The 23,800-nt window shown below is 62.0% G+C and carries 31 protein-coding genes; 30 read left to right on the top strand and 1 reads right to left on the bottom strand.

The features are described 5' to 3' along the window. Positions 1-84 precede the first annotated feature (84 nt). Entirely contained in the window at positions 85-4,296 is a 4,212-nt protein-coding gene (rpoC, locus tag MUU56_RS02255) for a DNA-directed RNA polymerase subunit beta' (protein WP_244765695.1), read from the top strand. Between the two features lie 156 nt (positions 4,297-4,452). Next, a complete protein-coding gene (locus tag MUU56_RS02250) occupies positions 4,453-5,502 on the top strand; it encodes a cytochrome-c peroxidase (protein ID WP_244765694.1) in 1,050 nt (349 codons plus the stop codon). Between the two features lie 15 nt (positions 5,503-5,517). Here the strand turns inward: MUU56_RS02250 and MUU56_RS02245 are convergent, their stop codons facing one another. Beyond that, positions 5,518-5,814, bottom strand: coding sequence for a transcriptional regulator (locus tag MUU56_RS02245; RefSeq protein ID WP_244765693.1), 297 nt, complete (start codon positions 5,812-5,814; stop codon positions 5,518-5,520). 543 nt (positions 5,815-6,357) lie between these two features. Here MUU56_RS02245 and rpsL point away from each other — a divergent pair. The 28 genes from rpsL (at position 6,358) to rpsM (ending at position 23,655) form a co-directional block, all read left to right on the top strand. Next, the gene (rpsL, locus tag MUU56_RS02240) at positions 6,358-6,729 is read left to right on the top strand and encodes a 30S ribosomal protein S12 (protein WP_003507760.1); all 372 of its coding nucleotides are present in this window, start codon (positions 6,358-6,360) and stop codon (positions 6,727-6,729) included. Between the two features lie 55 nt (positions 6,730-6,784). Next, complete coding sequence (gene rpsG, locus MUU56_RS02235) at positions 6,785-7,255, top strand: 30S ribosomal protein S7 (protein ID WP_023516514.1); 471 nt, start codon at positions 6,785-6,787, stop codon at positions 7,253-7,255. Between the two features lie 32 nt (positions 7,256-7,287). Continuing rightward, positions 7,288-9,387, top strand: coding sequence for an elongation factor G (fusA, locus tag MUU56_RS02230; protein ID WP_244765692.1), 2,100 nt, complete (start codon positions 7,288-7,290; stop codon positions 9,385-9,387). A gap of 64 nt (positions 9,388-9,451) precedes the next feature. Then, positions 9,452-10,627 (top strand): elongation factor Tu, encoded by a 1,176-nt coding sequence (tuf, locus tag MUU56_RS02225; protein ID WP_244765691.1) that lies wholly within the window; start codon positions 9,452-9,454, stop codon positions 10,625-10,627. Positions 10,628-10,816: 189 nt separating this feature from the next. Continuing rightward, positions 10,817-11,125 carry a 30S ribosomal protein S10 gene (gene rpsJ / locus MUU56_RS02220; RefSeq protein ID WP_003507767.1) on the top strand — a complete coding sequence of 103 codons (309 nt, stop codon included), beginning with the start codon at positions 10,817-10,819 and terminating at the stop codon, positions 11,123-11,125. Positions 11,126-11,283: 158 nt separating this feature from the next. Beyond that, the gene (gene rplC, locus MUU56_RS02215; RefSeq protein ID WP_244765690.1) at positions 11,284-11,967 is read left to right on the top strand and encodes a 50S ribosomal protein L3; all 684 of its coding nucleotides are present in this window, start codon (positions 11,284-11,286) and stop codon (positions 11,965-11,967) included. Positions 11,968-11,979: 12 nt separating this feature from the next. Then, on the top strand, positions 11,980-12,600 hold the full coding sequence (gene rplD / locus MUU56_RS02210; RefSeq protein WP_064329853.1) for a 50S ribosomal protein L4: 621 nt from the start codon (positions 11,980-11,982) through the stop codon (positions 12,598-12,600). Continuing rightward, positions 12,597-12,890 carry a 50S ribosomal protein L23 gene (locus MUU56_RS02205; protein WP_064329854.1) on the top strand — a complete coding sequence of 98 codons (294 nt, stop codon included), beginning with the start codon at positions 12,597-12,599 and terminating at the stop codon, positions 12,888-12,890. The genes rplD and MUU56_RS02205 overlap by 4 nt, the downstream gene beginning before the upstream one ends. A gap of 30 nt (positions 12,891-12,920) precedes the next feature. Continuing rightward, a complete protein-coding gene (gene rplB, locus MUU56_RS02200; protein ID WP_244765689.1) occupies positions 12,921-13,757 on the top strand; it encodes a 50S ribosomal protein L2 in 837 nt (278 codons plus the stop codon). Positions 13,758-13,772: 15 nt separating this feature from the next. Further along, positions 13,773-14,051, top strand: a complete 279-nt coding sequence (rpsS, locus tag MUU56_RS02195; protein ID WP_023517272.1) for a 30S ribosomal protein S19 — start codon at positions 13,773-13,775, stop codon at positions 14,049-14,051. Positions 14,052-14,053: 2 nt separating this feature from the next. Further along, positions 14,054-14,443: a 50S ribosomal protein L22 gene (gene rplV, locus MUU56_RS02190; RefSeq protein WP_023514179.1), complete on the top strand. Its 390-nt coding sequence runs from the start codon at positions 14,054-14,056 to the stop codon at positions 14,441-14,443. Continuing rightward, positions 14,443-15,171, top strand: coding sequence for a 30S ribosomal protein S3 (gene rpsC / locus MUU56_RS02185; protein ID WP_244765688.1), 729 nt, complete (start codon positions 14,443-14,445; stop codon positions 15,169-15,171). The genes rplV and rpsC overlap by 1 nt, the downstream gene beginning before the upstream one ends. Positions 15,172-15,209: 38 nt before the next feature. Continuing rightward, positions 15,210-15,623: a 50S ribosomal protein L16 gene (gene rplP, locus MUU56_RS02180; protein ID WP_024270440.1), complete on the top strand. Its 414-nt coding sequence runs from the start codon at positions 15,210-15,212 to the stop codon at positions 15,621-15,623. Between the two features lie 12 nt (positions 15,624-15,635). After that, positions 15,636-15,836, top strand: coding sequence for a 50S ribosomal protein L29 (gene rpmC / locus MUU56_RS02175; RefSeq protein ID WP_024270441.1), 201 nt, complete (start codon positions 15,636-15,638; stop codon positions 15,834-15,836). Between the two features lie 12 nt (positions 15,837-15,848). Beyond that, complete coding sequence (gene rpsQ, locus MUU56_RS02170; RefSeq protein ID WP_024270442.1) at positions 15,849-16,085, top strand: 30S ribosomal protein S17; 237 nt, start codon at positions 15,849-15,851, stop codon at positions 16,083-16,085. A gap of 336 nt (positions 16,086-16,421) precedes the next feature. Continuing rightward, on the top strand, positions 16,422-16,790 hold the full coding sequence (gene rplN / locus MUU56_RS02165; RefSeq protein WP_018328276.1) for a 50S ribosomal protein L14: 369 nt from the start codon (positions 16,422-16,424) through the stop codon (positions 16,788-16,790). Between the two features lie 12 nt (positions 16,791-16,802). Next, positions 16,803-17,114: a 50S ribosomal protein L24 gene (rplX, locus tag MUU56_RS02160; RefSeq protein ID WP_064329857.1), complete on the top strand. Its 312-nt coding sequence runs from the start codon at positions 16,803-16,805 to the stop codon at positions 17,112-17,114. Beyond that, positions 17,107-17,664, top strand: a complete 558-nt coding sequence (rplE, locus tag MUU56_RS02155; protein ID WP_244765687.1) for a 50S ribosomal protein L5 — start codon at positions 17,107-17,109, stop codon at positions 17,662-17,664. The genes rplX and rplE overlap by 8 nt, the downstream gene beginning before the upstream one ends. 36 nt (positions 17,665-17,700) lie before the next feature. Then, positions 17,701-18,006 carry a 30S ribosomal protein S14 gene (rpsN, locus tag MUU56_RS02150; protein WP_244765686.1) on the top strand — a complete coding sequence of 102 codons (306 nt, stop codon included), beginning with the start codon at positions 17,701-17,703 and terminating at the stop codon, positions 18,004-18,006. A gap of 12 nt (positions 18,007-18,018) precedes the next feature. Beyond that, on the top strand, positions 18,019-18,417 hold the full coding sequence (gene rpsH, locus MUU56_RS02145; RefSeq protein ID WP_023517482.1) for a 30S ribosomal protein S8: 399 nt from the start codon (positions 18,019-18,021) through the stop codon (positions 18,415-18,417). A 42-nt stretch (positions 18,418-18,459) separates the two neighbouring features. Continuing rightward, positions 18,460-18,993: a 50S ribosomal protein L6 gene (gene rplF / locus MUU56_RS02140; RefSeq protein WP_244765685.1), complete on the top strand. Its 534-nt coding sequence runs from the start codon at positions 18,460-18,462 to the stop codon at positions 18,991-18,993. A gap of 12 nt (positions 18,994-19,005) precedes the next feature. Next, positions 19,006-19,368, top strand: coding sequence for a 50S ribosomal protein L18 (rplR, locus tag MUU56_RS02135; RefSeq protein ID WP_064329862.1), 363 nt, complete (start codon positions 19,006-19,008; stop codon positions 19,366-19,368). 127 nt (positions 19,369-19,495) lie between these two features. Beyond that, positions 19,496-20,062 carry a 30S ribosomal protein S5 gene (gene rpsE / locus MUU56_RS02130; protein ID WP_023515494.1) on the top strand — a complete coding sequence of 189 codons (567 nt, stop codon included), beginning with the start codon at positions 19,496-19,498 and terminating at the stop codon, positions 20,060-20,062. A gap of 13 nt (positions 20,063-20,075) precedes the next feature. Beyond that, positions 20,076-20,279 carry a 50S ribosomal protein L30 gene (rpmD, locus tag MUU56_RS02125; protein ID WP_064329863.1) on the top strand — a complete coding sequence of 68 codons (204 nt, stop codon included), beginning with the start codon at positions 20,076-20,078 and terminating at the stop codon, positions 20,277-20,279. An 11-nt stretch (positions 20,280-20,290) separates the two neighbouring features. Beyond that, the gene (gene rplO / locus MUU56_RS02120; protein WP_244765684.1) at positions 20,291-20,770 is read left to right on the top strand and encodes a 50S ribosomal protein L15; all 480 of its coding nucleotides are present in this window, start codon (positions 20,291-20,293) and stop codon (positions 20,768-20,770) included. Positions 20,771-21,085: 315 nt separating this feature from the next. Then, entirely contained in the window at positions 21,086-22,426 is a 1,341-nt protein-coding gene (gene secY / locus MUU56_RS02115) for a preprotein translocase subunit SecY (RefSeq protein ID WP_244765683.1), read from the top strand. Beyond that, complete coding sequence (locus MUU56_RS02110) at positions 22,423-23,007, top strand: adenylate kinase (RefSeq protein ID WP_244765682.1); 585 nt, start codon at positions 22,423-22,425, stop codon at positions 23,005-23,007. Before secY ends, MUU56_RS02110 begins: the two co-directional genes overlap by 4 nt. Before the next feature lie 279 nt (positions 23,008-23,286). Next, on the top strand, positions 23,287-23,655 hold the full coding sequence (gene rpsM / locus MUU56_RS02105) for a 30S ribosomal protein S13 (RefSeq protein ID WP_064329867.1): 369 nt from the start codon (positions 23,287-23,289) through the stop codon (positions 23,653-23,655). The last annotated feature ends 145 nt before the right edge of the window (positions 23,656-23,800 follow it).

The raw sequence follows: 23,800 nt of genomic DNA, 5'->3' as shown, positions 1-23,800 counted from the left end.
CCGTTTCAGGCAGTCGTGCGGCACCCGGGTATCGCCGCATTTGACTGCTAAGCAGAGGGCCACTGGCCCACGAAGGAGATAGGCATGAACCAAGAGGTCATGAACCTTTTCAACCCGCAGGTGCCTGCGCAGACGTTCGACTCCATCCGCATTTCGATCGCGTCTCCGGAAAAGATCCTGTCCTGGTCGTACGGCGAGATCAAGAAGCCGGAAACCATCAACTACCGCACGTTCAAGCCGGAGCGTGACGGTCTGTTCTGCGCGCGCATCTTCGGGCCGATCAAGGACTATGAGTGCCTGTGCGGCAAGTACAAGCGCATGAAGTACAAGGGCATCATCTGCGAAAAGTGCGGCGTCGAAGTCACGCTGTCGCGCGTTCGCCGCGAGCGCATGGGCCATATCGAGCTCGCCGCGCCCGTCGCTCATATCTGGTTCCTGAAGTCGCTGCCCTCCCGCATCGCGACGCTCCTCGACATGACGCTGAAGGATGTCGAGCGCGTTCTCTATTTCGAGAACTACATCGTGACGGAGCCGGGCCTCACCGCGCTCAAGGAAAACCAGCTTCTTTCCGAAGAAGAATACATGATCGCCGTCGATGAATATGGTGAAGACCAGTTCACGGCGATGATCGGCGCCGAGGCCATCTACGAGATGCTCGCCTCGATGAACCTCGAGAAGATCGCCGGCGATCTGCGTTCGGATCTGGCCGACACCACGTCGGACCTGAAGCAGAAGAAGCTGATGAAGCGCCTGAAGATCGTCGAGAACTTCATGGAGAGCGGCAATCGCCCGGAATGGATGATCATGAAGGTCGTTCCGGTGATCCCGCCGGACCTGCGCCCGCTCGTCCCGCTGGACGGCGGTCGTTTCGCGACGTCGGACCTCAACGATCTCTACCGCCGCGTCATCAACCGCAACAACCGTCTGAAGCGCCTCATCGAGCTGCGCGCGCCGGGCATCATCATCCGCAACGAGAAGCGCATGCTTCAGGAATCGGTTGACGCCCTGTTCGACAACGGCCGCCGCGGCCGCGTCATCACCGGCGCCAACAAGCGTCCGCTGAAGTCGCTGTCCGACATGCTGAAGGGCAAGCAGGGCCGCTTCCGCCAGAACCTGCTCGGCAAGCGCGTCGACTATTCCGGCCGTTCGGTCATCGTGACCGGCCCGGAACTGAAGCTGCACCAGTGCGGCCTGCCGAAGAAGATGGCGCTCGAACTGTTCAAGCCGTTCATCTATGCCCGCCTCGACGCCAAGGGCTTCTCCTCGACCGTCAAGCAGGCCAAGAAGCTGGTCGAAAAGGAAAAGCCGGAAGTCTGGGATATCCTCGACGAGGTCATCCGCGAGCATCCGGTTCTCCTCAACCGCGCGCCGACGCTGCACCGCCTGGGCATCCAGGCCTTCGAACCGATCCTGGTCGAAGGCAAGGCGATCCAGCTGCACCCGCTCGTCTGCACGGCCTTCAACGCCGACTTCGACGGCGACCAGATGGCCGTCCACGTCCCGCTCTCGCTGGAAGCCCAGCTGGAAGCGCGCGTGCTCATGATGTCGACGAACAACATCCTGCATCCGGCGAACGGCGCACCGATCATCGTTCCCTCGCAGGACATGGTTCTCGGCCTCTACTATTTGTCGATCATGAACCAGAACGAGCCGGGCGAAGGCATGGCCTTCTCCGACATGGGCGAACTGCACCATGCGCTCGAAAACAAGGTCGTGACGCTGCACGCGAAGATCCGCGGCCGCTACAAGTCGGTCGACGGCGAGGGCAAGCCCTACACCAAGATCTTCGAGACGACGCCCGGCCGCATGATCATCGGCGAATTGCTGCCGAAGAACGGCAACATCCCGTTCGACATCTGCAACCAGGAAATGACCAAGAAGAACATCTCCAAGATGATCGACACGGTCTACCGCCACTGCGGCCAGAAGGACACGGTCATCTTCTGCGACCGCATCATGCAGCTCGGCTTCTCCCACGCCTGCCGCGCCGGCATCTCGTTCGGCAAGGACGACATGGTCATTCCGGACACCAAGGCGAAGATCGTCGGCGACACCGAAAATCTCGTCAAGGAATACGAGCAGCAGTACAATGACGGCCTGATCACCCAGGGCGAGAAGTACAACAAGGTCGTCGACGCCTGGGGCAAGGCCACCGAAAAGGTCGCGGAAGAGATGATGGCGCGCATCAAGGCCGTCGAATTCGATCCCGAGACCGGCCGCCAGAAGCCGATGAACTCGATCTACATGATGTCGCACTCCGGCGCCCGCGGTTCTCCGAACCAGATGCGCCAGCTGGGCGGCATGCGCGGCCTCATGGCCAAGCCCTCGGGCGAGATCATCGAGACGCCGATCATCTCGAACTTCAAGGAAGGCCTGACCGTGAACGAGTACTTCAACTCGACGCACGGCGCCCGCAAGGGCCTGGCGGACACCGCCCTGAAGACCGCGAACTCCGGCTACCTGACCCGCCGTCTCGTCGACGTCGCGCAGGACTGCATCGTCACGCACACGGATTGCGGCACCGACAAGGGCCTCACCATGACGGCGATCGTCGATGCCGGCCAGGTCGTGGCCTCCATCGGCACCCGCGTCCTCGGCCGTACGGCTCTCGACGACATCGATCATCCGGTCACCGGCGAGCGCATCGTCGATGCCGGCAAGATGATCCTCGAGGCCGACGTCGCCGCGATCGAGAAGGCCGGCATCCAGTCGATCCGCATCCGCTCGGCGCTGACCTGCGAGATCCAGACCGGCGTCTGCGGCGTCTGCTACGGTCGCGACCTTGCACGCGGCACGCCCGTCAACATGGGCGAGGCCGTCGGCGTCATCGCGGCGCAGTCGATCGGCGAGCCGGGCACCCAGCTCACCATGCGTACCTTCCACTTGGGCGGCACGGCGACCGTGGTCGACCAGTCGTTCCTGGAAGCCTCGTATGAAGGCACGGTGCAGATCAAGAACCGCAACATGCTGCGCAATTCCGATGGCGCACTCGTCGCGATGGGCCGCAACATGGCGATCACCATCCTCGACGAGCGCGGCGTGGAACGTTCCTCGCAGCGTGTCGCCTACGGTTCGAAGATCTTCGTCGACGACGGCGACAAGGTGAAGCGCGGCCAGCGTCTCGCCGAGTGGGACCCCTACACCCGTCCGATGATGACGGAAGTGGAAGGTACGGTTCACTTCGAGGACGTGGTCGACGGCATCTCGGTCCTGGAATCGACGGACGAATCCACCGGCATCACCAAGCGTTCGGTCATCGACTGGCGCTCGACGCCGCGCGGCTCCGACCTGAAGCCGGCCATCGTCATCAAGGACAAGAACGGCGCCGTCGCCAAGCTGTCGCGCGGTGGCGAAGCCCGCTTCATGCTCTCGGTCGACGCGATCCTCTCGGTCGAGCCGGGCCAGAAGGTCTCCCAGGGTGACGTTCTTGCCCGTTCGCCGCTGGAAAGCGCCAAGACCAAGGACATCACCGGTGGTCTGCCGCGCGTTGCCGAACTGTTCGAGGCCCGTCGTCCGAAGGACCACGCCATCATCGCCGAGATCGATGGTACCGTCCGCTTCGGCCGCGACTACAAGAACAAGCGTCGCGTGACGATCGAGCCGGCGGAAGACGGTGTCGAGCCGGTCGAGTACCTGATCCCGAAGGGCAAGCCCTTCCACCTTCAGGATGGCGACTACATCGAAAAGGGCGACTACATCCTCGACGGCAATCCGGCGCCGCACGACATCCTGGCGATCAAGGGCGTGGAGGCGCTTGCTTCCTACCTCGTGAACGAAATCCAGGAAGTCTACCGGTTGCAGGGCGTTGTGATCAACGACAAGCACATCGAGGTGATCGTTCGCCAGATGCTGCAGAAGGTCGAGATCACGGATGCAGGTGACAGCACCTACATCGTCGGCGACAATGTCGACCGGATCGAGCTGGAGGACGTCAACGACGCCCTGATCGAGGAAGGCAAGAAGCCGGCCTCGGGCGAGCCGGTGCTGCTCGGCATCACCAAGGCCTCGCTGCAGACCCCGTCGTTCATCTCGGCCGCCTCGTTCCAGGAGACCACCAAGGTCCTCACGGAAGCGGCGATCGCCGGCAAGACCGACGGCCTGCAGGGCCTCAAGGAAAACGTCATCGTCGGCCGACTCATCCCGGCCGGCACGGGTGGCACCATGACCCAGATCCGCCGCATCGCGACGGCCCGCGACGAGATGATTCTCGACGAGCGCCGCAAGTCGACGGGCGCCGGCGTCGCCACCCCGATGCTGGCGGACCTCGCCGGCGGCGAGGGCGCCGCGGCCGAGTAATCGCTGCCGCTTTTGACGATTGAGAAAGCCGCCCGAAATAATTCGGGCGGCTTTTTGTTTATGCGCAAGGACAGGGCAGTGCGGCTTGATCTGGCGCAAGTGGCCAGATTGGAGCGGTTCTAAAGTCCATTCGTATCCCAACGAATGGAGGTAGCCATGAAATTCCTGCTGGCGACGGTCGCCGCATCGGTCATCGCGACCGTGGCCCTTGCCGCCGATCCGGTTCCTGCCGATCTGCGCGCAACGGCCCTCGACATCTTCAAACCCCTGCCGTCGACCTATCCGGCGGTCAGCGACAATCCGATCACGCCGGAGAAGATCGACCTCGGCAAGGCGCTGTTCTTCGATCCGCGCCTTTCGGCCTCGGGCGTCTTCTCGTGCAATTCCTGTCACAACCTGGCGACGGGCGGCGACGACAATCTGGAAACCTCGATCGGCCACGGCTGGCAGAAGGGACCGCGCAATTCGCCGACGGCGCTGAATGCCGTCTTCAATGAGGCCCAGTTCTGGGACGGGCGCGCGGAAGACCTGAAGGCGCAGGCGAAGGGGCCGATCCAGGCGGGCGTCGAGATGGCGAACACGCCCAACCAGGTCGTTGCGACGCTGAAGTCGATGCCGAAATATGTCGAGTGGTTCACGGCGGCCTTCCCGGGCGAGGCCGACCCGGTGACCTTCGACAACATGGCCAAGGCGATCGAGGCCTTCGAGGCGACCCTGATCACGCCGGCCGCCTTCGACGCCTATCTCAACGGCGACGATGGCGCGATGACGGTGGAGCAGAAGGAGGGCCTTGCGCTCTTCATCGACAAGGGCTGCGCGTCGTGTCACAGCGGCATCAATCTCGGCGGCAATGGCTATTACCCGTTCGGCCTCATCGAGAAGCCGGGCGCCGAGGTCCTGCCGGAGAACGACAAGGGGCGCTTCGCCGTGACGGCCACGGCGGACGATTCCTACGTCTTCCGCGCCGCGCCGCTGCGCAACGTCACGCTGACGGCGCCGTATTTCCACTCGGGCAAGGTCTGGAACCTGAAGCAGGCCGTCGCGATCATGGGCACCTCGCAGCTCGGCGAGGACCTGGCGGAGGCCGACGTGGACCGGATCGTCGCCTTCCTCGGCACGCTGGAAGGCCGGATGCCGGAGGTGGTCTATCCGGTGCTGCCGGCAGAGACGGATGACACGCCTCTGCCGAGCGGCGAAATCAAGTAAGGAAGGGGGCGGTCATCAGGCAAACCGGATGATCGCCACTTCTCCTTCGAGTGCGCCCTGATAGGCGGAGGCGTGAGGCTCGTCCTCCGGCGCGCCGGTCAGCGTCCCGATCTGGTCGAGGTCGGCTTCGAGGAAGCCTTCCTCCGAAAGCGCGTTCAGCGCCTCGCGCACGGCGCTGTCATCGTCCGGCGCACGCAGCATGACGTGGATGTCGATGCCCTCGTCGCCCTCGCGCTCATAGGCCTTGCCGATGATGATGAAGATCATCGGCTCGTCGAGCGTGTTGTTGTCGTTGTCGGCATTGGACGCCATGGCGGGTTCCTTTCGGGTCGGTGATGCCGGTTCTATAAAGGGTAGGGCGGCAAGGCCCAAATGCAAAATCGGCGGGCGCACCAAAAGGTGATTCCCGGATGCGCTCGCCGCACGCCGTTCCTGCCGTTGATTCCGTCTTCACGCTTCCTTAATGTTCTCCGGCGATGGCTGGGGAGCCGGGATGCACCCTGAAAGGGGCAGGGGAGAGCGCCGAAAGCCCTGCTTTTCAGGCAGGACAGCCATTCCGCTCCGGGATTCTTTCGCCCCGCCCCTTGACCTTTTGCCCTTAAGTCAGTAGACCGCACGCCATCAGAGCCTATGTGAGGCTGGCTGGTTCGGAACGACTCGTTCTGAAGTTCGCCTCAAACAGGGCTCGACGCACGTTGAGAACATGAATGCTGCACGCATGACGCTGAACTGGCGTCCTCTGCCTATGGAGGTCATCCGCAAAAGCGGATTGGCCTTTTATTGCGCATGAACACGCGTGTGGCCATGTATCCGCCCGCAAGGGTAAACGAGACTAGATTTGCAAGGGATGGTTCTATGCCTACCGTAAACCAGTTGATCCGCAAGCCGCGCCAGGCGCAGGTAAAGCGCAACAAGGTTCCTGCCCTGCAGGAAAACCCCCAGAAGCGCGGCGTTTGCACCCGCGTCTACACGACGACCCCGAAGAAGCCGAACTCGGCTCTGCGTAAGGTCGCCAAGATCCGCCTGACCAATGGCTTCGAAGTCATCGGCTACATCCCGGGCGAAGGCCACAACCTGCAGGAACACTCCGTCGTCATGATCCGTGGCGGCCGCGTGAAGGACCTTCCGGGCGTGCGTTACCACATCATCCGCGGCGTTCTCGACACCCAGGGCGTCAAGAACCGCAAGCAGCGCCGCTCCAAGTACGGCGCGAAGCGTCCGAAATAAGACAGTAACCGGCGCCATTTCGCTGGTCGGAACCATTTGAAGAAAGACGAAAAGTATGTCCCGTCGCCATAGAGCAGAAAAGCGCGAGATCAACCCGGACCCGAAGTTCGGCGATCTCGTCGTCACCAAGTTCATGAACGCCATCATGCTGGACGGCAAGAAGTCCGTCGCCGAAACGATCGTTTACGGCGCCTTCGATGTCGTTCAGGGCAAGGCAAAGGCCGATCCGCTCGGCGTGTTCCATTCGGCTCTCGACAACGTTGCGCCGCACGTCGAAGTGCGCTCGCGCCGCGTTGGTGGTGCGACGTACCAGGTTCCGGTCGACGTTCGTCCGGAGCGCCGTCAGGCTCTGGCCATCCGCTGGCTGATCGCCGCTGCCCGCAAGCGTAACGAAACGACCATGGTCGAGCGCCTTTCCGGCGAACTCATGGACGCAGCGAACAACCGCGGCAGCGCCGTCAAGAAGCGCGAAGACACGCACAAGATGGCCGACGCCAACCGTGCATTCTCGCACTACCGCTGGTAACCGAAACTAGACGTCTCGAAAGGAGTCCGTTAATGGCTCGCGAATACAAAATCGAAGACTACCGAAATTTCGGTATCATGGCGCATATCGACGCCGGCAAGACGACGACGACCGAGCGCATCCTCTACTACACCGGCAAGTCCCACAAGATCGGCGAAGTCCATGACGGCGCCGCCACGATGGACTGGATGGAGCAGGAGCAGGAACGCGGCATCACGATCACGTCGGCTGCCACCACGACCTTCTGGAAGGGCCGTGACGGCAAGACCCGCCGCTTCAACATCATCGACACCCCCGGCCACGTCGACTTCACCATTGAAGTCGAGCGTTCGCTGCGCGTTCTCGACGGTGCGATTGCCCTTCTCGACGCCAATGCCGGCGTGGAGCCGCAGACGGAAACCGTCTGGCGTCAGGCCGAGAAGTACAACGTTCCGCGCATGATCTTCTGCAACAAGATGGACAAGACCGGCGCGGACTTCTACCGCTCCGTCTCCATGATCAAGTCGCGTCTCGGTGCGACCGCCGTCGTCATGCAGCTGCCGATCGGCGCTGAAAGCGAATTCAAGGGCGTCGTCGACCTCATCGAGATGAACGCTCTCGTCTGGCGCGATGAATCGCTCGGCGCCCAGTGGGACGTCGTCGAGATCCCGGAAGACATGAAGGAAAAGGCCGAGGAGTATCGCGAGAAGCTCATCGAGACCGTCGTCGAGATCGACGAGGCCGCGATGGAAGCCTATCTCGAAGGCAACTACCCGGACAACGACAAGATCCGCGAACTCGTTCGCCGCGGCACCATCGACGTGAAGTTCCACCCGATGTTCTGCGGTACCGCGTTCAAGAACAAGGGCGTCCAGCCGCTCCTCGACGCCGTCGTCGACTACCTGCCGTCCCCGGCCGACATCCCGGCGATCAAGGGCATCGACGTCAAGACGGAAGCCGAGATCGAGCGTCACGCAGACGACAACGAGCCGCTCTCCATGCTCGCGTTCAAGATCATGAACGACCCCTTCGTCGGTTCGCTCACCTTCGCCCGCATCTATTCCGGCAAGCTCGAAAAGGGCACGTCGGTCATGAACACGGTCAAGGAAAAGCGCGAGCGCGTCGGCCGCATGCTGCAGATGCACTCCAACTCGCGTGAAGACATCGAGGAAGCCTTCGCGGGCGACATCGTTGCTCTCGCCGGCCTCAAGGACACGACGACGGGCGACACGCTCTGCGATCCGCTGAAGCCGGTCATCCTCGAGCGCATGGAATTCCCCGAGCCGGTCATCCAGATCGCGATCGAGCCGAAGACCAAGAACGACCAGGAAAAGATGGGCCTTGCGCTCAACCGCCTGGCCGCCGAAGACCCGTCCTTCCGCGTCAAGACCGACGAAGAGTCCGGCCAGACGATCATCGCGGGCATGGGTGAACTTCACCTCGACATCATCGTCGACCGCATGCGTCGTGAGTTCAAGGTCGAAGCCAATGTCGGCGCGCCGCAGGTCGCCTACCGTGAGACGATCACGCGCAAGACCGAGAAGGACTACACGCACAAGAAGCAGACCGGTGGTACCGGCCAGTTCGCCCGCGTGAAGCTCGTGTTCGAACCGAACCCGGAAGGCGAAGATTTCGCATTCGAATCCAAGATCGTCGGCGGTGCTGTTCCGAAGGAATACATCCCGGGCGTCCAGAAGGGTATCGAAAGCGTCCTGTCCTCGGGTCCGCTCGCAGGCTTCCCGATGCTCGGCGTCAAGGCGACGCTCATCGACGGCGCCTTCCACGACGTCGACTCGTCTGTCCTCGCCTTCGAAATCGCATCGCGCGCCTGCTTCCGTGAAGCATCCCGCGAAGCCGGCGCCCAGCTGCTGGAACCGATGATGAAGGTCGAAGTCGTGACGCCGGAAGATTATGTCGGCGACGTCATCGGCGACCTGAACTCCCGTCGCGGCCAGATCCAGGGCCAGGAATCGCGCGGCGTCGCCGTCGTGATCTCCGCCAACGTGCCGCTGGCCAACATGTTCAAGTACGTGGACAACCTGCGCTCCATGTCGCAGGGCCGCGCCCAGTACTCGATGGTCTTCGACCACTATGCGCCGGTTCCCTCGAACGTCGCGCAGGAAATCCAGGCAAAGTACTCCGGTCAGAAGTGACCGGGGTACGCCCCAACTCATTGTATGAATTTCCCCTATCGGGATCAGGAACGGAGAGCCGGAAATGGCAAAAGGTAAGTTTGAGCGCAACAAGCCTCACGTAAACATCGGCACGATCGGCCACGTTGACCATGGCAAGACGTCGCTGACGGCAGCGATCACGAAGTATTTCGGCGAGTTCAAGGCGTACGACCAGATCGACGCGGCTCCGGAAGAGAAGGCCCGCGGCATCACCATCTCGACGGCACACGTCGAATACGAGACGCCGAACCGTCACTACGCGCACGTCGACTGCCCCGGCCACGCCGACTACGTGAAGAACATGATCACCGGTGCTGCCCAGATGGACGGCGCGATCCTGGTCTGCTCGGCTGCCGACGGCCCGATGCCGCAGACCCGCGAGCACATCCTGCTGGCCCGCCAGGTCGGCGTTCCGGCGATCGTGGTGTTCCTCAACAAGGTCGACCAGGTCGACGACGCCGAGCTTCTCGAGCTCGTCGAGTTGGAAGTGCGCGAGCTTCTGTCGTCCTACGACTTCCCGGGCGACGACATTCCGATCGTCAAGGGTTCGGCTCTGGCCGCTCTGGAAGATTCGGACAAGAAGATCGGCGAAGACGCGATCCGCGAGCTGATGGCTCAGGTCGACGCCTACATCCCGACGCCGGAGCGTCCGATCGACCAGCCGTTCCTGATGCCGATCGAAGACGTGTTCTCGATCTCGGGCCGCGGCACGGTCGTGACCGGTCGCGTCGAGCGCGGCATCGTCAAGGTCGGTGAGGAAATCGAGATCGTCGGCATCCGCCCGACGACGAAGACGACCTGCACGGGCGTCGAGATGTTCCGCAAGCTGCTCGACCAGGGCCAGGCCGGCGACAACATCGGTGCGCTGCTGCGCGGTGTGAACCGTGACGGCGTCGAGCGCGGCCAGATCCTGTGCAAGCCGGGTTCGGTCAAGCCGCACAAGAAGTTCAAGGCCGAAGCCTACATCCTGACGAAGGAAGAAGGCGGCCGTCATACGCCGTTCTTCACGAACTACCGTCCGCAGTTCTACTTCCGCACGACGGACGTGACGGGCATCGTGACGCTGCCGGAAGGCACGGAAATGGTGATGCCGGGCGACAACGTGACGGTCGACGTCGAGCTGATCGTTCCGATCGCGATGGAAGAGAAGCTGCGCTTCGCTATTCGTGAGGGTGGTCGCACCGTCGGCGCCGGCATCGTCGCTTCGATCGTCGAGTAAGTCTGAAGGCGTCAAGCCGCTGAAATAGGAAGGGCAGGGGACAACCCTGCCCCTCCGGTCTTTGAAAATTTAGCGGACTGGCCTTTCGGCAATTGTGTTTTCGTGTGCGTTCCTTTATGGGAACCGCCAGAATCAAAAACGCGCATTTCCCAAGAGAATCGCGCGAGTAACGAACTAAGGAATAGTCGTATGAACGGCCAGAACATCCGCATCCGCCTCAAGGCGTTTGACCACCGGATCCTTGATGCCTCCACGCGCGAGATCGTGTCGACGGCAAAGCGCACCGGCGCAAGCGTCCGCGGCCCCGTTCCGCTCCCGACCCGTATTGAAAAGTTCACCGTCAACCGTTCGCCCCACGTGGACAAGAAGAGCCGTGAACAGTTCGAGATGCGCACCCACAAGCGCCTGCTCGACATCGTAGATCCGACGCCCCAGACGGTCGATGCTCTCATGAAGCTCGATCTTGCGGCCGGTGTAGACGTAGAGATCAAACTCTAAGTCCGGCGTAAGCCGAAATAACAAGGAAGGTACGTGGCGCAAGCCGACGTCTTCTGAAAACGGGAAACCCGACGGCCGAAAGGCTGACGTGGAATCCTTAAACCAAGAGGCATGACGGGACGTCACGATCCCGCCAGGACTTCTAAGAGGATTGAACCATGCGTTCAGGTGTGATTGCACAGAAAGTAGGGATGACTCGCGTCTATAACGACGCAGGTGAGCACATCCCGGTAACAGTATTGCGACTGGATAACGTCCAGGTCGTTGCCCAGCGTACGCAGGACAAGAACGGCTACACGGCCGTCCAGCTCGGCGCCGGCTCTTCCAAGGTGAAGAACACGGCAAAGGCACTGCGCGGCCAGTTCGCCGCCGCAAGCGTCGAGCCGAAGGCCAAGCTCGTCGAGTTCCGCGTTTCGGAAGACAACCTCATCGAGATCGGTGCGGAACTGACCGCAGGCCATTTCGTCGCGGGCCAGCTCGTCGACGTCACCGGCACCACGATCGGTAAGGGTTTCGCCGGTGCCATGAAGCGCCACAACTTCGGCGGCCTTCGTGCAACGCACGGCGTGTCCGTCTCGCACCGTTCGCACGGTTCGACGGGTAACAACCAGGACCCGGGCAAGGTCTGGAAGGGCAAGCGCATGGCCGGCCACATGGGCCAGACGCGCGTCACCACCCAGAACCTCGAAGTCGTCTCCACCGACGAAGAACGCGGTCTCATCCTCGTCAAGGGCGCAGTCCCGGGCTCCAAGGGCGCCTGGATCGTTGTCCGTGACGCCGTCAAGTCCGGCACCCCGGCAGACGCTCCGCGTCCGGCCGCCGTGCGCGCCGCAGCCAAGTAAGGGAGCCTGATCATGGATCTCAAAGTCACGACCCTCGACGGGAAGGACGCCGGCAAGGTCTCCCTCTCCGACGCGATCTTCGGCCTGGAGCCGCGCGAAGACATCATCGCCCGCGTCATCCGCTGGCAGCTCGCCAAGAAGCAGCAGGGCACGCACCAGTCGCTGACCCGCGGTGAAGTTTCCCGCACCGGCGCCAAGATGTACAAGCAGAAGGGTACGGGCCGCGCTCGTCACCATTCCGCGCGCGCTCCGCAGTTCCGCGGCGGTGCCAAGGCTCACGGCCCGGTATCCCGCAGCCACGCCCACGACCTGCCCAAGCAGGTTCGCGCGCTCGGCCTGCGTCACGCCCTCTCGGCCAAGATCAAGGCTGACGACGTCATCATCGTCGACGACCTCGTCGCCGCGGAAGCAAAGACGAAGGCCCTGGCCGGCGCATTCGCTTCGCTCGGCCTCACCAATGCCCTCTTCATCGGCGGCGCTGAACTTGACGGCAACTTCAAGCTCGCAGCACGCAACATCCCGAACGTGGATGTTCTTCCGATCCAGGGTATCAATGTTTACGACATCCTGCGCCGCGGCAAGCTCGTGCTCTCCAAGGCTGCTGTAGAAGCCCTCGAGGAGCGGTTCAAATGACGGATCTTCGCCACTACGATGTGATCGTATCCCCCTCGATCACCGAAAAGTCGACGCTGGTCTCCGAAAACAACCAGATCGTCTTCAACGTTGCCAAGCGCGCTTCCAAGCCTGAGATCAAGGCTGCGGTCGAAGCACTCTTCGGCGTCAAGGTCACGGCTGTGAACACGCTCGTCCGCAAGGGCAAGATCAAGCGTTTCCGCGGCTTCTCCGGCCGGCAGGGAGATGTCAAGAAGGCTATCGTCACGCTTGCTGACGGTCAGTCCATCGACGTCTCCACCGGGCTCTAATCGGGCAGTCGGATAAAAGGAAACAGAAAAATGGCATTGAAAAGCTACAACCCGACCACTCCGAGCCAGCGCCAGCTGGTCATCGTCGATCGGTCGGGCCTTTACAAGGGCAAGCCCGTAAAGGCTCTGACCGAAGGTCTCTCCAAGAGCGGTGGCCGTAACAACCTCGGTCGCATCACGGCCCGCTTCATCGGCGGCGGTCACAAGCGCACCTACCGTCTCGTCGACTTCAAGCGTCGCAAGTTCGACGTCGAGGGCACGGTCGAGCGTCTGGAATACGACCCGAACCGCACGGCGTTCATCGCTCTGGTGAGCTATGCCGACGGCGAGCAGGCCTATATCCTGGCCCCGCAGCGCCTGGCGGCCGGCGACAAGGTCATCGCCTCCAACAAGGCGGTCGACGTCAAGCCCGGCAACACCATGCCGCTGCAGTACATCCCGGTCGGCTCGATCGTTCACAACGTCGAGATGAAGCCGGGCAAGGGCGGCCAGATCGCCCGCTCCGCCGGCACCTTCGTCCAGCTCGTCGGTCGCGACCAGGGCATGGCGATCCTTCGCCTGAACTCGGGCGAGCAGCGCCTGGTTCACTCGTCCTGCCTTGCAACGGTCGGTGCCGTATCCAACCCGGATCACGGCAACATCAACGACGGCAAGGCCGGTCGCACGCGCTGGCGCGGCAAGACCCCGCATAACCGCGGTGTCGTCATGAACCCGGTCGACCACCCGCACGGTGGTGGTGAAGGCCGCACCTCGGGCGGCCGCCATCCGGTATCCCCGTGGGGCAAGCCGACCAAGGGCAAGCGCACCCGCTCGAACAAGTCCACGGACAAGTTCATCATGCGCTCGCGCCACTTGAAGAAGAAGTAAGAGAGGTAGTCAGGAATGGCTCGTTCAGTATGGAAAGGCCCGTTTGTTGACGGCTATCTTCTCAAGAAGGCTGAGAAGGTTCGTGAAGGCGGTCGCAGCGAAGTTATCAAGATCTGGAGCCGTCGCTCCACGATCCTGCCGCAGTTCGTAGGTCTCACCTTCGGCGTCTACAACGGCAGCAAGCACATCCCGGTGGCCGTCAACGAAGACATGGTCGGCCACAAGTTTGGTGAATTCGCTCCCACCCGGACCTATTACGGTCACGGTGCGGACAAGAAGGCGAAGAGGAAGTAACGATGGGTAAGGCTAAAGCCGAACGTCGGCTGAAGGATAACGAGGCGCAGGCTATCGCGCGCACGATCCGCGTCAGCCCCCAGAAGCTCAACCTGCTTGCTGCGCTCATCCGCGGCAAGAAGGTCGACCGGGCTCTCGCCGAGCTTGAGTTCTCGCGCAAGCGTAGCGCCGAGACCGTCAAGAAGACGCTTGAGTCTGCGATCGCCAACGCAGAAAACAACCACGACCTCGACGTTGACTCGCTCATCGTCGCCGAGGCGTATGTCGGCAAGTCGATCGTCATGAAGCGCTTTGCCGCTCGTGGCCGCGGCCGTGCATCGCGGATCGAGAAGCCTTTCTCGCATCTGACGATCGTCGTCCGTGAAGTCGAAGCCAAAGGGGAGGCCGCATAATGGGCCAGAAGATTAATCCGATCGGTTTCCGCCTCGGCATCAACCGTACCTGGGACAGCCGTTGGTTCGCCGACAACGCCGAATACGGCCAGCTGCTCCACGAAGACCTGAAGATCCGCAAGTTCGTCATGGACGAGCTGAAGCAGGCCGGTATCGCCAAGGTCGTCATCGAGCGCCCGCACAAGAAGTGCCGCGTCACGATCCACTCGGCTCGCCCGGGTCTGATCATCGGCAAGAAGGGTGCGGACATCGAGAAGCTCCGCAAGAAGCTTTCCGAGATGACGAACTCCGAAACGCACCTCAACATCGTTGAAGTGCGCAAGCCGGAAGTCGACGCGACCCTCGTCGCCCAGTCGATCGCCCAGCAGCTCGAGCGCCGCGTGGCTTTCCGCCGTGCGATGAAGCGCGCTGTTCAGTCGGCGATGCGTCTTGGCGCCGAAGGCATCAAGATCACCTGCGCCGGCCGTCTCGGCGGCGCGGAAATCGCCCGTACGGAATGGTACCGCGAAGGTCGCGTTCCGCTTCACACGCTGCGTGCAGACATCGACTACGGTACGGCGGAAGCCGAAACCGCATTCGGCATCTGCGGCATCAAGGTCTGGATCTTCAAGGGCGAAATCCTTGAGCACGATCCGATGGCCTCTGAGCGTCGTGCAAGCGAAAGCGACAGCCAGGGCCCCGCAAGCCGCGATCGCGATCGTGGCGACCGCCGTCGTGAAAACGCGTAACAGTCGCGTTTGGCAGCCAATATCGGAGAAGTAAAAAAATGTTGCAGCCAAAGCGTACCAAGTACCGCAAGCAGTTCAAGGGCCGCATCAAGGGTGTCGCCAAGGGCGGCTCCGAGCTCGCCTTCGGCGAGTTCGGCTTGAAGGCTCAGGAACCCAACCGCGTGAACGCACGCGAGATCGAAGCGGCCCGCCGTGCGATCACCCGTTACATGAAGCGTGCCGGCCGTGTGTGGATCCGCGTGTTCCCCGACGTCCCGGTCACCGCCAAGCCGACGGAAGTCCGCATGGGTAAGGGTAAGGGTTCGGTCGAATACTGGGCAGCCAAGGTCAAGCCCGGCCGTATGATGTTCGAGATCGACGGTGTTTCCGAGGAAATCGCGCGTGAAGCGCTTCGCCTCGGCTCGGCCAAGCTCTCGGTCAAGACGCGCTTCGTACAGCGCATTGCAGAGTAAGGAGCGAGCGCCATGAAAGCCGCAGACGTCAAGGCGCTGAGCGCCGACCAGCTCAACGAAGAGCTTGCCAAGCTGAAGAAGGAGCAGTTCAACCTGCGCTTCCAGAAGGCCACCGGCCAGCTCGAGAAGACCTCGCGCATCAACGAAGTCCGCAAGGACATCGCGCGCGTCAAGACCATTGCCCGCCAGAAGGCGGCAGAAGCCAAGGCCTAAGGACCAAATAATATGCCGAAACGCATTCTGCAGGGCACTGTTGTCAGCGACAAGAACGACAAGACCGTTGTCGTTCGCGTCGAACGCCGTTTTGCCCATCCCCTGCTTCAGAAGACCGTTCGCCGGTCCAAGAAGTACAAGGCGCATGACGAAACCAACCAGTACAAGGTCGGCGACGTCGTTTCCATCCAGGAATGCGCCCCGATCTCGAAGGACAAGCGCTGGACCGTCGTATCGGCCCACGCCTAAAATCGAACAATTCCAGCAAAAGTGCGAAGCGGTTTTGCGTCCGGAATTGTGGCCCGAAAGGGAATGGAGCCTTTTCGTTTTCCTGAGAAAAGCGGAAAGGCTCTTCGATTTTGCGCCGGGCCCTTGTGTTCGGCGCAGAAATCTGTATGAAGCAGCGCAAGGACGCTCGGAATCACGAGCGTCTTTTGCTTTGAGCGCACGGAAGGTCCCATCGGCTCGCCGATCTGAGGAAACCACCCTGGCAAGAGACCATCCCGCGCGAAAACATGAATTTCCATAAGCTGGACCAGGGGGCTTTTGCCCAACCAGTCCGGTAAAACAAGAAGGCGACCTGACATGATTCAGATGCAGACTAACCTCGACGTCGCGGATAATTCCGGCGCACGTCGTGTCATGTGCATCAAGGTGCTGGGCGGCTCCAAGCGCAAGTACGCTTCGGTCGGCGACATTATCGTCGTCTCGATCAAGGAAGCGATTCCGCGCGGCCGCGTGAAGAAGGGTGACGTGATGAAGGCGGTCGTCGTGCGCACCGCCAAGGACATCCGCCGTCCCGATGGCAGCGTGATCCGTTTCGACAACAACGCAGCCGTCCTGATCGACAACAAGAAAGAGCCGATCGGCACCCGTATCTTCGGACCGGTTCCGCGCGAACTCCGCGCCAAGAACCACATGAAGATCATCTCGCTGGCTCCGGAAGTACTGTAAGGAGCGATGGCCATGCAAAAGATTCGTAAGGGCGACAAGGTCGTCGTGCTCACCGGCAAGGACAAGGGCCGTACCGGTGAAGTTGTTCAGGTCATGCCGAAGGAAGACCGTGCGGTCGTCAAGGGTATCAACCTGGTGAAGCGTCACCAGCGCCAGACCCAGACCCAGGAAGCCGGCATCATCACCAAGGAAGCTTCGATCCACCTGTCGAACATCGCGATCGCCGACCCCAAGGACGGCAAGCCGACCCGCGTCGGTTTCAAGATCGAGGGCGACAAGAAGGTTCGTGTAGCAAAGCGTTCGGGAGTGTCGATCGATGGCTGACACCAAGTATGAGCCGCGCCTCAAGAAGGAATACGTCGAGCGTATCCGCAAGGCGCTTCAGGAGCAGTTCTCCTTCGCCAACGGGATGCAGATCCCGCGTCTCGAGAAGATCGTCATCAACATGGGCGTAGGCGAAGCCACGGGCGACTCCAAGAAGCCGACCGTTGCTGCCGCCGACCTCGCGGCGATCGCCGGCCAGAAGCCGGTCATCACGCGCGCCCGCAACTCCATCGCGGGCTTCAAGGTCCGTGAAGGCATGCCGATCGGCGCGAAGGTCACCCTTCGCGGCGCCCGCATGTATGAATTTCTGGATCGCCTCGTGAACATCGCGCTGCCCCGCGTACGCGACTTCCGTGGTCTGAACCCGAAGTCCTTCGATGGCCGTGGCAACTTCGCCATGGGCATCAAGGAGCACATTGTGTTCCCGGAGATCAACTACGACAAGGTTGATCAGATGTGGGGCATGGACATCATCGTTTGCACGACGGCAAAGACGGACGACGAAGCACGGGCTCTTCTGAAAGAGTTCAACTTCCCGTTCCGCGCCTGACCGTAACGACAAGCGTAAAGAAGGATAACAACTGTTATGGCTAAAACCAGCGCAGTCGAGAAAAACAACCGCCGCCGCAAGCTGGTCGCCGCTCAGGCGTCCAAGCGTGCCGCCCTCAAGGCGATCATCCAGAACCAGTCTCTTCCCATCGAAGAGCGCTTCAAGGCGACCCTGAAGCTTGCCGAAATGCCGCGCAATGGCTCCAAGACCCGCATCCGCAACCGGTGCGAAGTCACGGGCCGTCCGCGCGCTTTCTATCGCAAACTCAAGATGTCGCGTATTGCGCTTCGCGAACTGGGCAATCTCGGCAAGGTGCCGGGCATCGTCAAGTCGAGCTGGTAAGGAGACGGGCACATGGCAATGACTGATCCCTTGGGCGATATGCTCACCCGTATCCGCAACGGCGCCGCACGCCGCAAGTCGAGCGTTTCGACGCCCGCTTCCAAGCTGCGCGCCCGCGTTCTGGACGTCCTTCAGTCCGAAGGCTACATCCGCGGATATTCGGAAGTCGAATTCGGCAACGGCAAGTCCGAGCTGAACATCGAACTCAAGTACTATGAAGGCGCGTCCGTGATCCGCAAGATCGACCGCGTCTCCAAGCCGGGCCGCCGGGTCTATGTCTCGGTAAAGTCCATTCCGCAGGTCGCGAACGGCCTCGGCATCACCATCCTTTCGACCCCGAAGGGCGTGATGGCCGATCACCAGGCACGCGAACAGAACGTTGGTGGCGAGATTCTTTGCTCGGTCTTCTAAGGCTGAGCAGGAATTTCCATAACGAACAGACAGGATAAAACAATGTCTCGTATCGGTAAGAAGCCCGTTCCGGTTCCCGCTGGTGTCACCGCGACCGTCGATGGTCAGAAGGTCACCGCGAAGGGCCCGAAGGGCGAACTGTTCTTCGTCGCGAACGACGAAGTTTCGGTGAAGCTCGAAGACAACTCCGTTGTCGTCCAGCCGGTCAACGATAGCAAGGATGCTCGTTCCAAGTGGGGCATGTCCCGCACGATGGTCGAGAACATCTTCAAGGGCGTCAAGGACGGCTACGAGCGCAAGCTCGAAATCAACGGCGTCGGTTACCGTGCGTCGCTCCAGGGCAAGAACCTGCAGCTGGCCCTCGGCTTCAGCCATGACGTCGTCTACCAGACGCCGGAAGGCATCTCGATCGCTGTTCCGAAGCCGACGGAAATCGTCGTCTCCGGCATCAACAAGCAGCAGGTCGGCCAGGTCGCCGCGGAAATCCGCGAATACCGTGGCCCCGAGCCCTACAAGGGCAAGGGCGTCAAGTATGCCGAAGAGCGGATCGTCCGCAAAGAAGGCAAGAAGAAGTAAGGATCACGCGAAATGGCTAGCAGGAAAGAAGCTCTCCAGCGCCGCGCCAACCGCGTGCGCCGTTCCATCAAGGCGGTCGCCAATGGCCGTCCGCGCCTGTCGGTTCATCGCTCGTCGAAGAACATCTACGTACAGGTCATCGACGACGTGGCCGGCAAGACGCTTGCGTCCGCCTCCACGCTCGACACCGATCTGCGCTCGTCCTTGAAGACGGGCGCCGACACGGCAGCGGCCGCTGCCGTCGGCAAGCTCATCGCCGAGCGTGCCGTCAAGGCAGGCGTCAAGGAAGTCGTTTTCGACCGTGGCGCCTTCATCTATCACGGCCGCATCAAGGCTCTCGCCGAAGCTGCCCGTGAAGGTGGTCTGAACTTCTGATCATTCGGCCGGGCGCGAAAAGCGCCCCGCCGATCCTCAGCAGGGTATCGGTCGCTTCCATTGCTGAAATGGAGGCGACTTTCGTCAATCTGCCGATTGCACCCGGAAAAGAAAAAGGAAAAGGACAATGGCACAGGAAAAGCGCGGTCGCGATGACCGCCAGAACCGCGAAGAGCGCGACAGCGAGTTTGTCGACAAGCTCGTCGCGATCAACCGCGTCGCGAAGGTCGTCAAGGGCGGCCGTCGTTTCGGTTTTGCAGCGCTCGTCGTCGTCGGCGACCAGAAGGGCCGCGTCGGCTTCGGCCATGGCAAGGCACGTGAAGTTCCGGAAGCGATCCGGAAGGCCACCGAAGCCGCCAAGCGCGACCTGATCTTCGTTCCGCTGCGCTCCGGCCGCACGCTGCACCACGACGTGCACGGCCGCCACGGCGCCGGCAAGGTGCTTCTGCGTTCGGCCAAGGCCGGTACCGGTATCATCGCGGGTGGCCCGATGCGCGCCGTCTTCGAAACGCTCGGCGTTCATGACGTCGTCGCTAAGTCGACCGGCTCCTCGAACCCGTACAACATGATCCGTGCGACGTTCGACGCTCTCAAGAGCCAGATGCACCCGAAGGACATCGCGGCACAGCGCGGCATGAAGTACGCCACGCTGCAGGCCCGTCGTGCGTCCGCCGGCGTCGCTTCCGAAGAATAAGGAGCTGTGAGCCATGGCTAAGAAAGAAACCGCAAAGAAGACGGTGACTGTCGAGCAGATCGGCAGCCCCATCCGCCGTCCGGCCATCCAGCGCGCAACGCTGGTCGGCCTGGGCCTCAACAAGATGCATCGGGTTCGCACGCTGGAAGACACCCCGTCTGTCCGTGGCATGATCCGTGCCGTCCAGCACCTCGTTCGCGTCGTCGAAGAGAAGTGAGGGGATAGATCATGAAACTCAACGAAATCAAGGACAACGAAGGCTCCTCGAAGAACCGCAAGCGCGTCGGTCGCGGTATCGGTTCCGGCAAGGGCAAGACCGGTGGTCGCGGTGTCAAGGGTCAGAAGGCCCGTTCCGGCGTCGCCATCAACGGCTTCGAAGGCGGTCAGATGCCCATCTACCGTCGCCTGCCGAAGCGCGGCTTCAACAACATCTTCGCATCCGACTTCGTCATCGTGTCCCTGGACCGCGTCCAGAAGGCGATCGATGCCGGCAAGCTCGATGCCAAGGCGACCGTTGACGCAGCCGCCCTCAAGGCTGCCGGCGTCATCCGCCGCGAGAAGGACGGTGTCCGCATCCTCGCCGACGGCGAACTGAAGGCCAAGGTGACCTTCGAAGTCGCCGGTGCCTCCAAGCCGGCGATCGAGAAGATCGAAAAGGCCGGCGGCTCGGTCAAGCTGCTCTCGGCCGCTGCGGAAGCCGCCGAATAATTCGACGAAATTATCGCCCGGTGTGCTTCACACCGGGCGATTTTGCTCCCATATGTGAGCCTCACAACGATGGCCGGGATTCTTCTCCCCGCTGTTGTCCGGAATTAAAAGCCAGGGTGAGGCCGGGATTGCTTGACAATCCGCGTTTCAACCGGTTTAGGCTCCATCCGCCCGCTTTGCTGCACCGGCAGAGGGGCAAGACGAATTTCAGCATGGTCCGTCGGTCCGAGGAGGGGCGAGGGGGCGTGCCAACGGATCAGCCAATCCGGACCTGGCCGGGCTCCCCGCCGCCGGATCGGCTTCGCGGAGAAATGCATGGCTTCGGCAGCGGAACAACTTGCCTCTAATCTCAACTTCTCGACTTTCGCCAAGGCGGAAGACCTGAAGAAGCGTCTCTGGTTCACGCTGGGCGCGCTGCTCGTCTATCGTCTCGGCACCTATATCCCGTTGCCGGGCCTCAACCCCGAAGCCTTCGCGCAGGCCTTCCGCGGCCAGTCGGGCGGCATTCTCGGCCTCTTCAACATGTTCTCCGGCGGCGCCGTCGAGCGCATGGCGATCTTCGCGCTCGGCATCATGCCGTATATTTCCGCGTCGATCATCGTGCAACTGATGACCTCGGTCGTTCCCTCGCTGGAACAGCTGAAGAAGGAAGGCGAGCAGGGCCGAAAGATCATCAACCAGTACACGCGCTACGGCACGGTGCTGCTCGGCACGCTGCAGGCCTACGGCATCGCGGTGGGCCTTGAGAGCGGGGCAGGGCTGGTCAACGATCCGGGCTGGTTCTTCCGCATTTCCACCGTCATCTCGCTGCTCGGCGGCACCATGTTCCTGATGTGGCTGGGTGAGCAGATCACCTCGCGCGGGATCGGCAACGGCATCTCGCTGATCATCTTCGCCGGCATCGTCGCGGCCCTGCCCAGCGCGCTCGCCGGCACGCTGGAACTCAGCCGCACGGGCGCCCTGTCGATCGGCGTGGTCATCGCCGTCGTGGTCATGGCCGTCGGCGTCATCGCGCTCATCGTCTTCGTCGAACGTGCCCAGCGCCGGCTTCTGATCCAGTATCCGAAGCGACAGGTCGGCAACCGCATGTTCCAGGGCGACACGTCGCACCTGCCGCTGAAGCTCAACACCGCGGGCGTCATCCCGGCGATCTTCGCCTCCTCGCTGCTGCTGCTGCCGGCAACGCTGGCGGGCTTCTCGAACACGGCCGAGCTGCCGGCCTGGGCAACGGCCGTCATCGCCGCCCTCGGCCACGGCCAGCCGCTCTACATGCTGCTCTATGCCGGCATGATCGCCTTCTTCGCCTTCTTCTACACGGCCATCGTCTTCAATCCGAAGGACACGGCCGACAATCTGAAGAAGCACGGCGGCTTCATTCCGGGCATCCGCCCGGGCGAGCGCACCGCCGAATATATCGACTACGTGCTGACCCGTGTCACGGTCATCGGCGCGCTCTATCTCGTCTTCGTCTGTATCCTTCCCGAAATTCTCATCGCGCAGACCGGGGTGCCGTTCTACCTTGGTGGTACGTCGCTTTTGATTGTTGTCAGCGTGACCTTGGATACTGTAGCACAGATACAGGGCCACCTGATTGCTCAGCAATATGAGGGGCTGATCAAGAAGTCGAAGCTGCGTGGCGGAAAGAGGGGACGATGAGACTGATTTTTCTGGGGCCGCCGGGGGCTGGCAAGGGGACGCAAGCCAAGCTCCTGACGGAGAGGCACGGCATTCCGCAGCTCTCCACGGGTGACATGCTGCGCGCGGCCGTTGCCGCCGGCACGGATGTGGGCAAGCGTGCGAAGGCCGTCATGGATGCCGGCCAGCTCGTCTCCGACGCGATCGTCAACGAGATCGTGTCCGACCGAATCGATTCGCCCGACTGTGCCAGGGGCTTCATCCTCGACGGTTACCCGCGCACGGTACCGCAGGCCGAAGCCCTCGACCAGATCCTCGCCGGCAAGGGCCTCTCGCTCGATGCCGTCATCGAGCTGAAGGTCGACGAGGATGCGCTGGTCAAGCGCATGGAGACCCGCGTGGCCGAGACGATCGCCGCCGGCGGCACCGTCCGCTCGGACGACAACCCGGAAGCCTTCAAGCGCCGCCTCACGGAATACCGCGAGAAAACGGCGCCGCTGTCGAAGTACTATGCCTCGACCGGCAGGCTCCAGACGGTCGATGGCATGGCCAATGTCGACAAGGTGACCGCGGAGATCGCCGGAATCCTGGAGAACGCCTGAGATCGGGCGAAAAAGGATCCGGCCGGGAGTTGACTTTTTCGGCCGATTCCCCTTATGACAGCGCCAACTCGCGACATACCATTGCGATCGGCGCGGATTTCAGAAGAACGAAGTCCGGGTGCGGTCGTTTTCGACATGTCCCGAACCTCACCGCATGATCCCCCGGGGCGGAACGAACCAGGGCAAGGTCATGCGGCATCATAGATGAGCAGCGGCTTTTGCCGTATCGAATGAAGAAGACCACTTGCCGGATGGCAACTGGAAGCAAGGAGAACAGGCGTGGCACGTATCGCTGGCGTCAACATCCCGACTGCAAAACGCGTCGTCATCGCGCTGCGTTACATTCACGGGATCGGCCCGAAGTTTGCACAGGAAATCATCGAGAAGGTCGGCATCCCGGCCGATCGTCGCGTGCATCAGCTCACGGACGCAGAAATCCTGCAGATCCGTGAAGCCATCGACCGCGACTACCAGGTCGAAGGCGACCTGCGTCGCGAGACCTCGATGAACATCAAGCGTCTCATGGACCTCGGCTGCTACCGCGGCCTGCGTCACCGTCGCGGCCTTCCGGTCCGCGGCCAGCGCACGCACACCAATGCCCGCACCCGCAAGGGTCCGGCCAAGGCCATCGCAGGCAAGAAGAAGTAATTTCCCGGAAACGGGGAACAGGAGGCTGGCGCGCTGCGCCGGCCTCTTTTGAGTTTCGAGCGGGGTGTTGCGCCAGGCAAATGCCCCGGTCGGTGGAGCTGCTGGCATTACGGCAGTGACGATATCGCCGCAGACGCGGCCTTCG

This window comes from Shinella yambaruensis (genome assembly GCF_022899355.1).
In the GTDB taxonomy this organism is placed as follows: domain Bacteria; phylum Pseudomonadota; class Alphaproteobacteria; order Rhizobiales; family Rhizobiaceae; genus Shinella; species Shinella yambaruensis.
The sequence above is the reverse complement of the archived record's forward strand: the minus strand, read 5'-3'. Positions and strand labels throughout refer to the sequence as shown.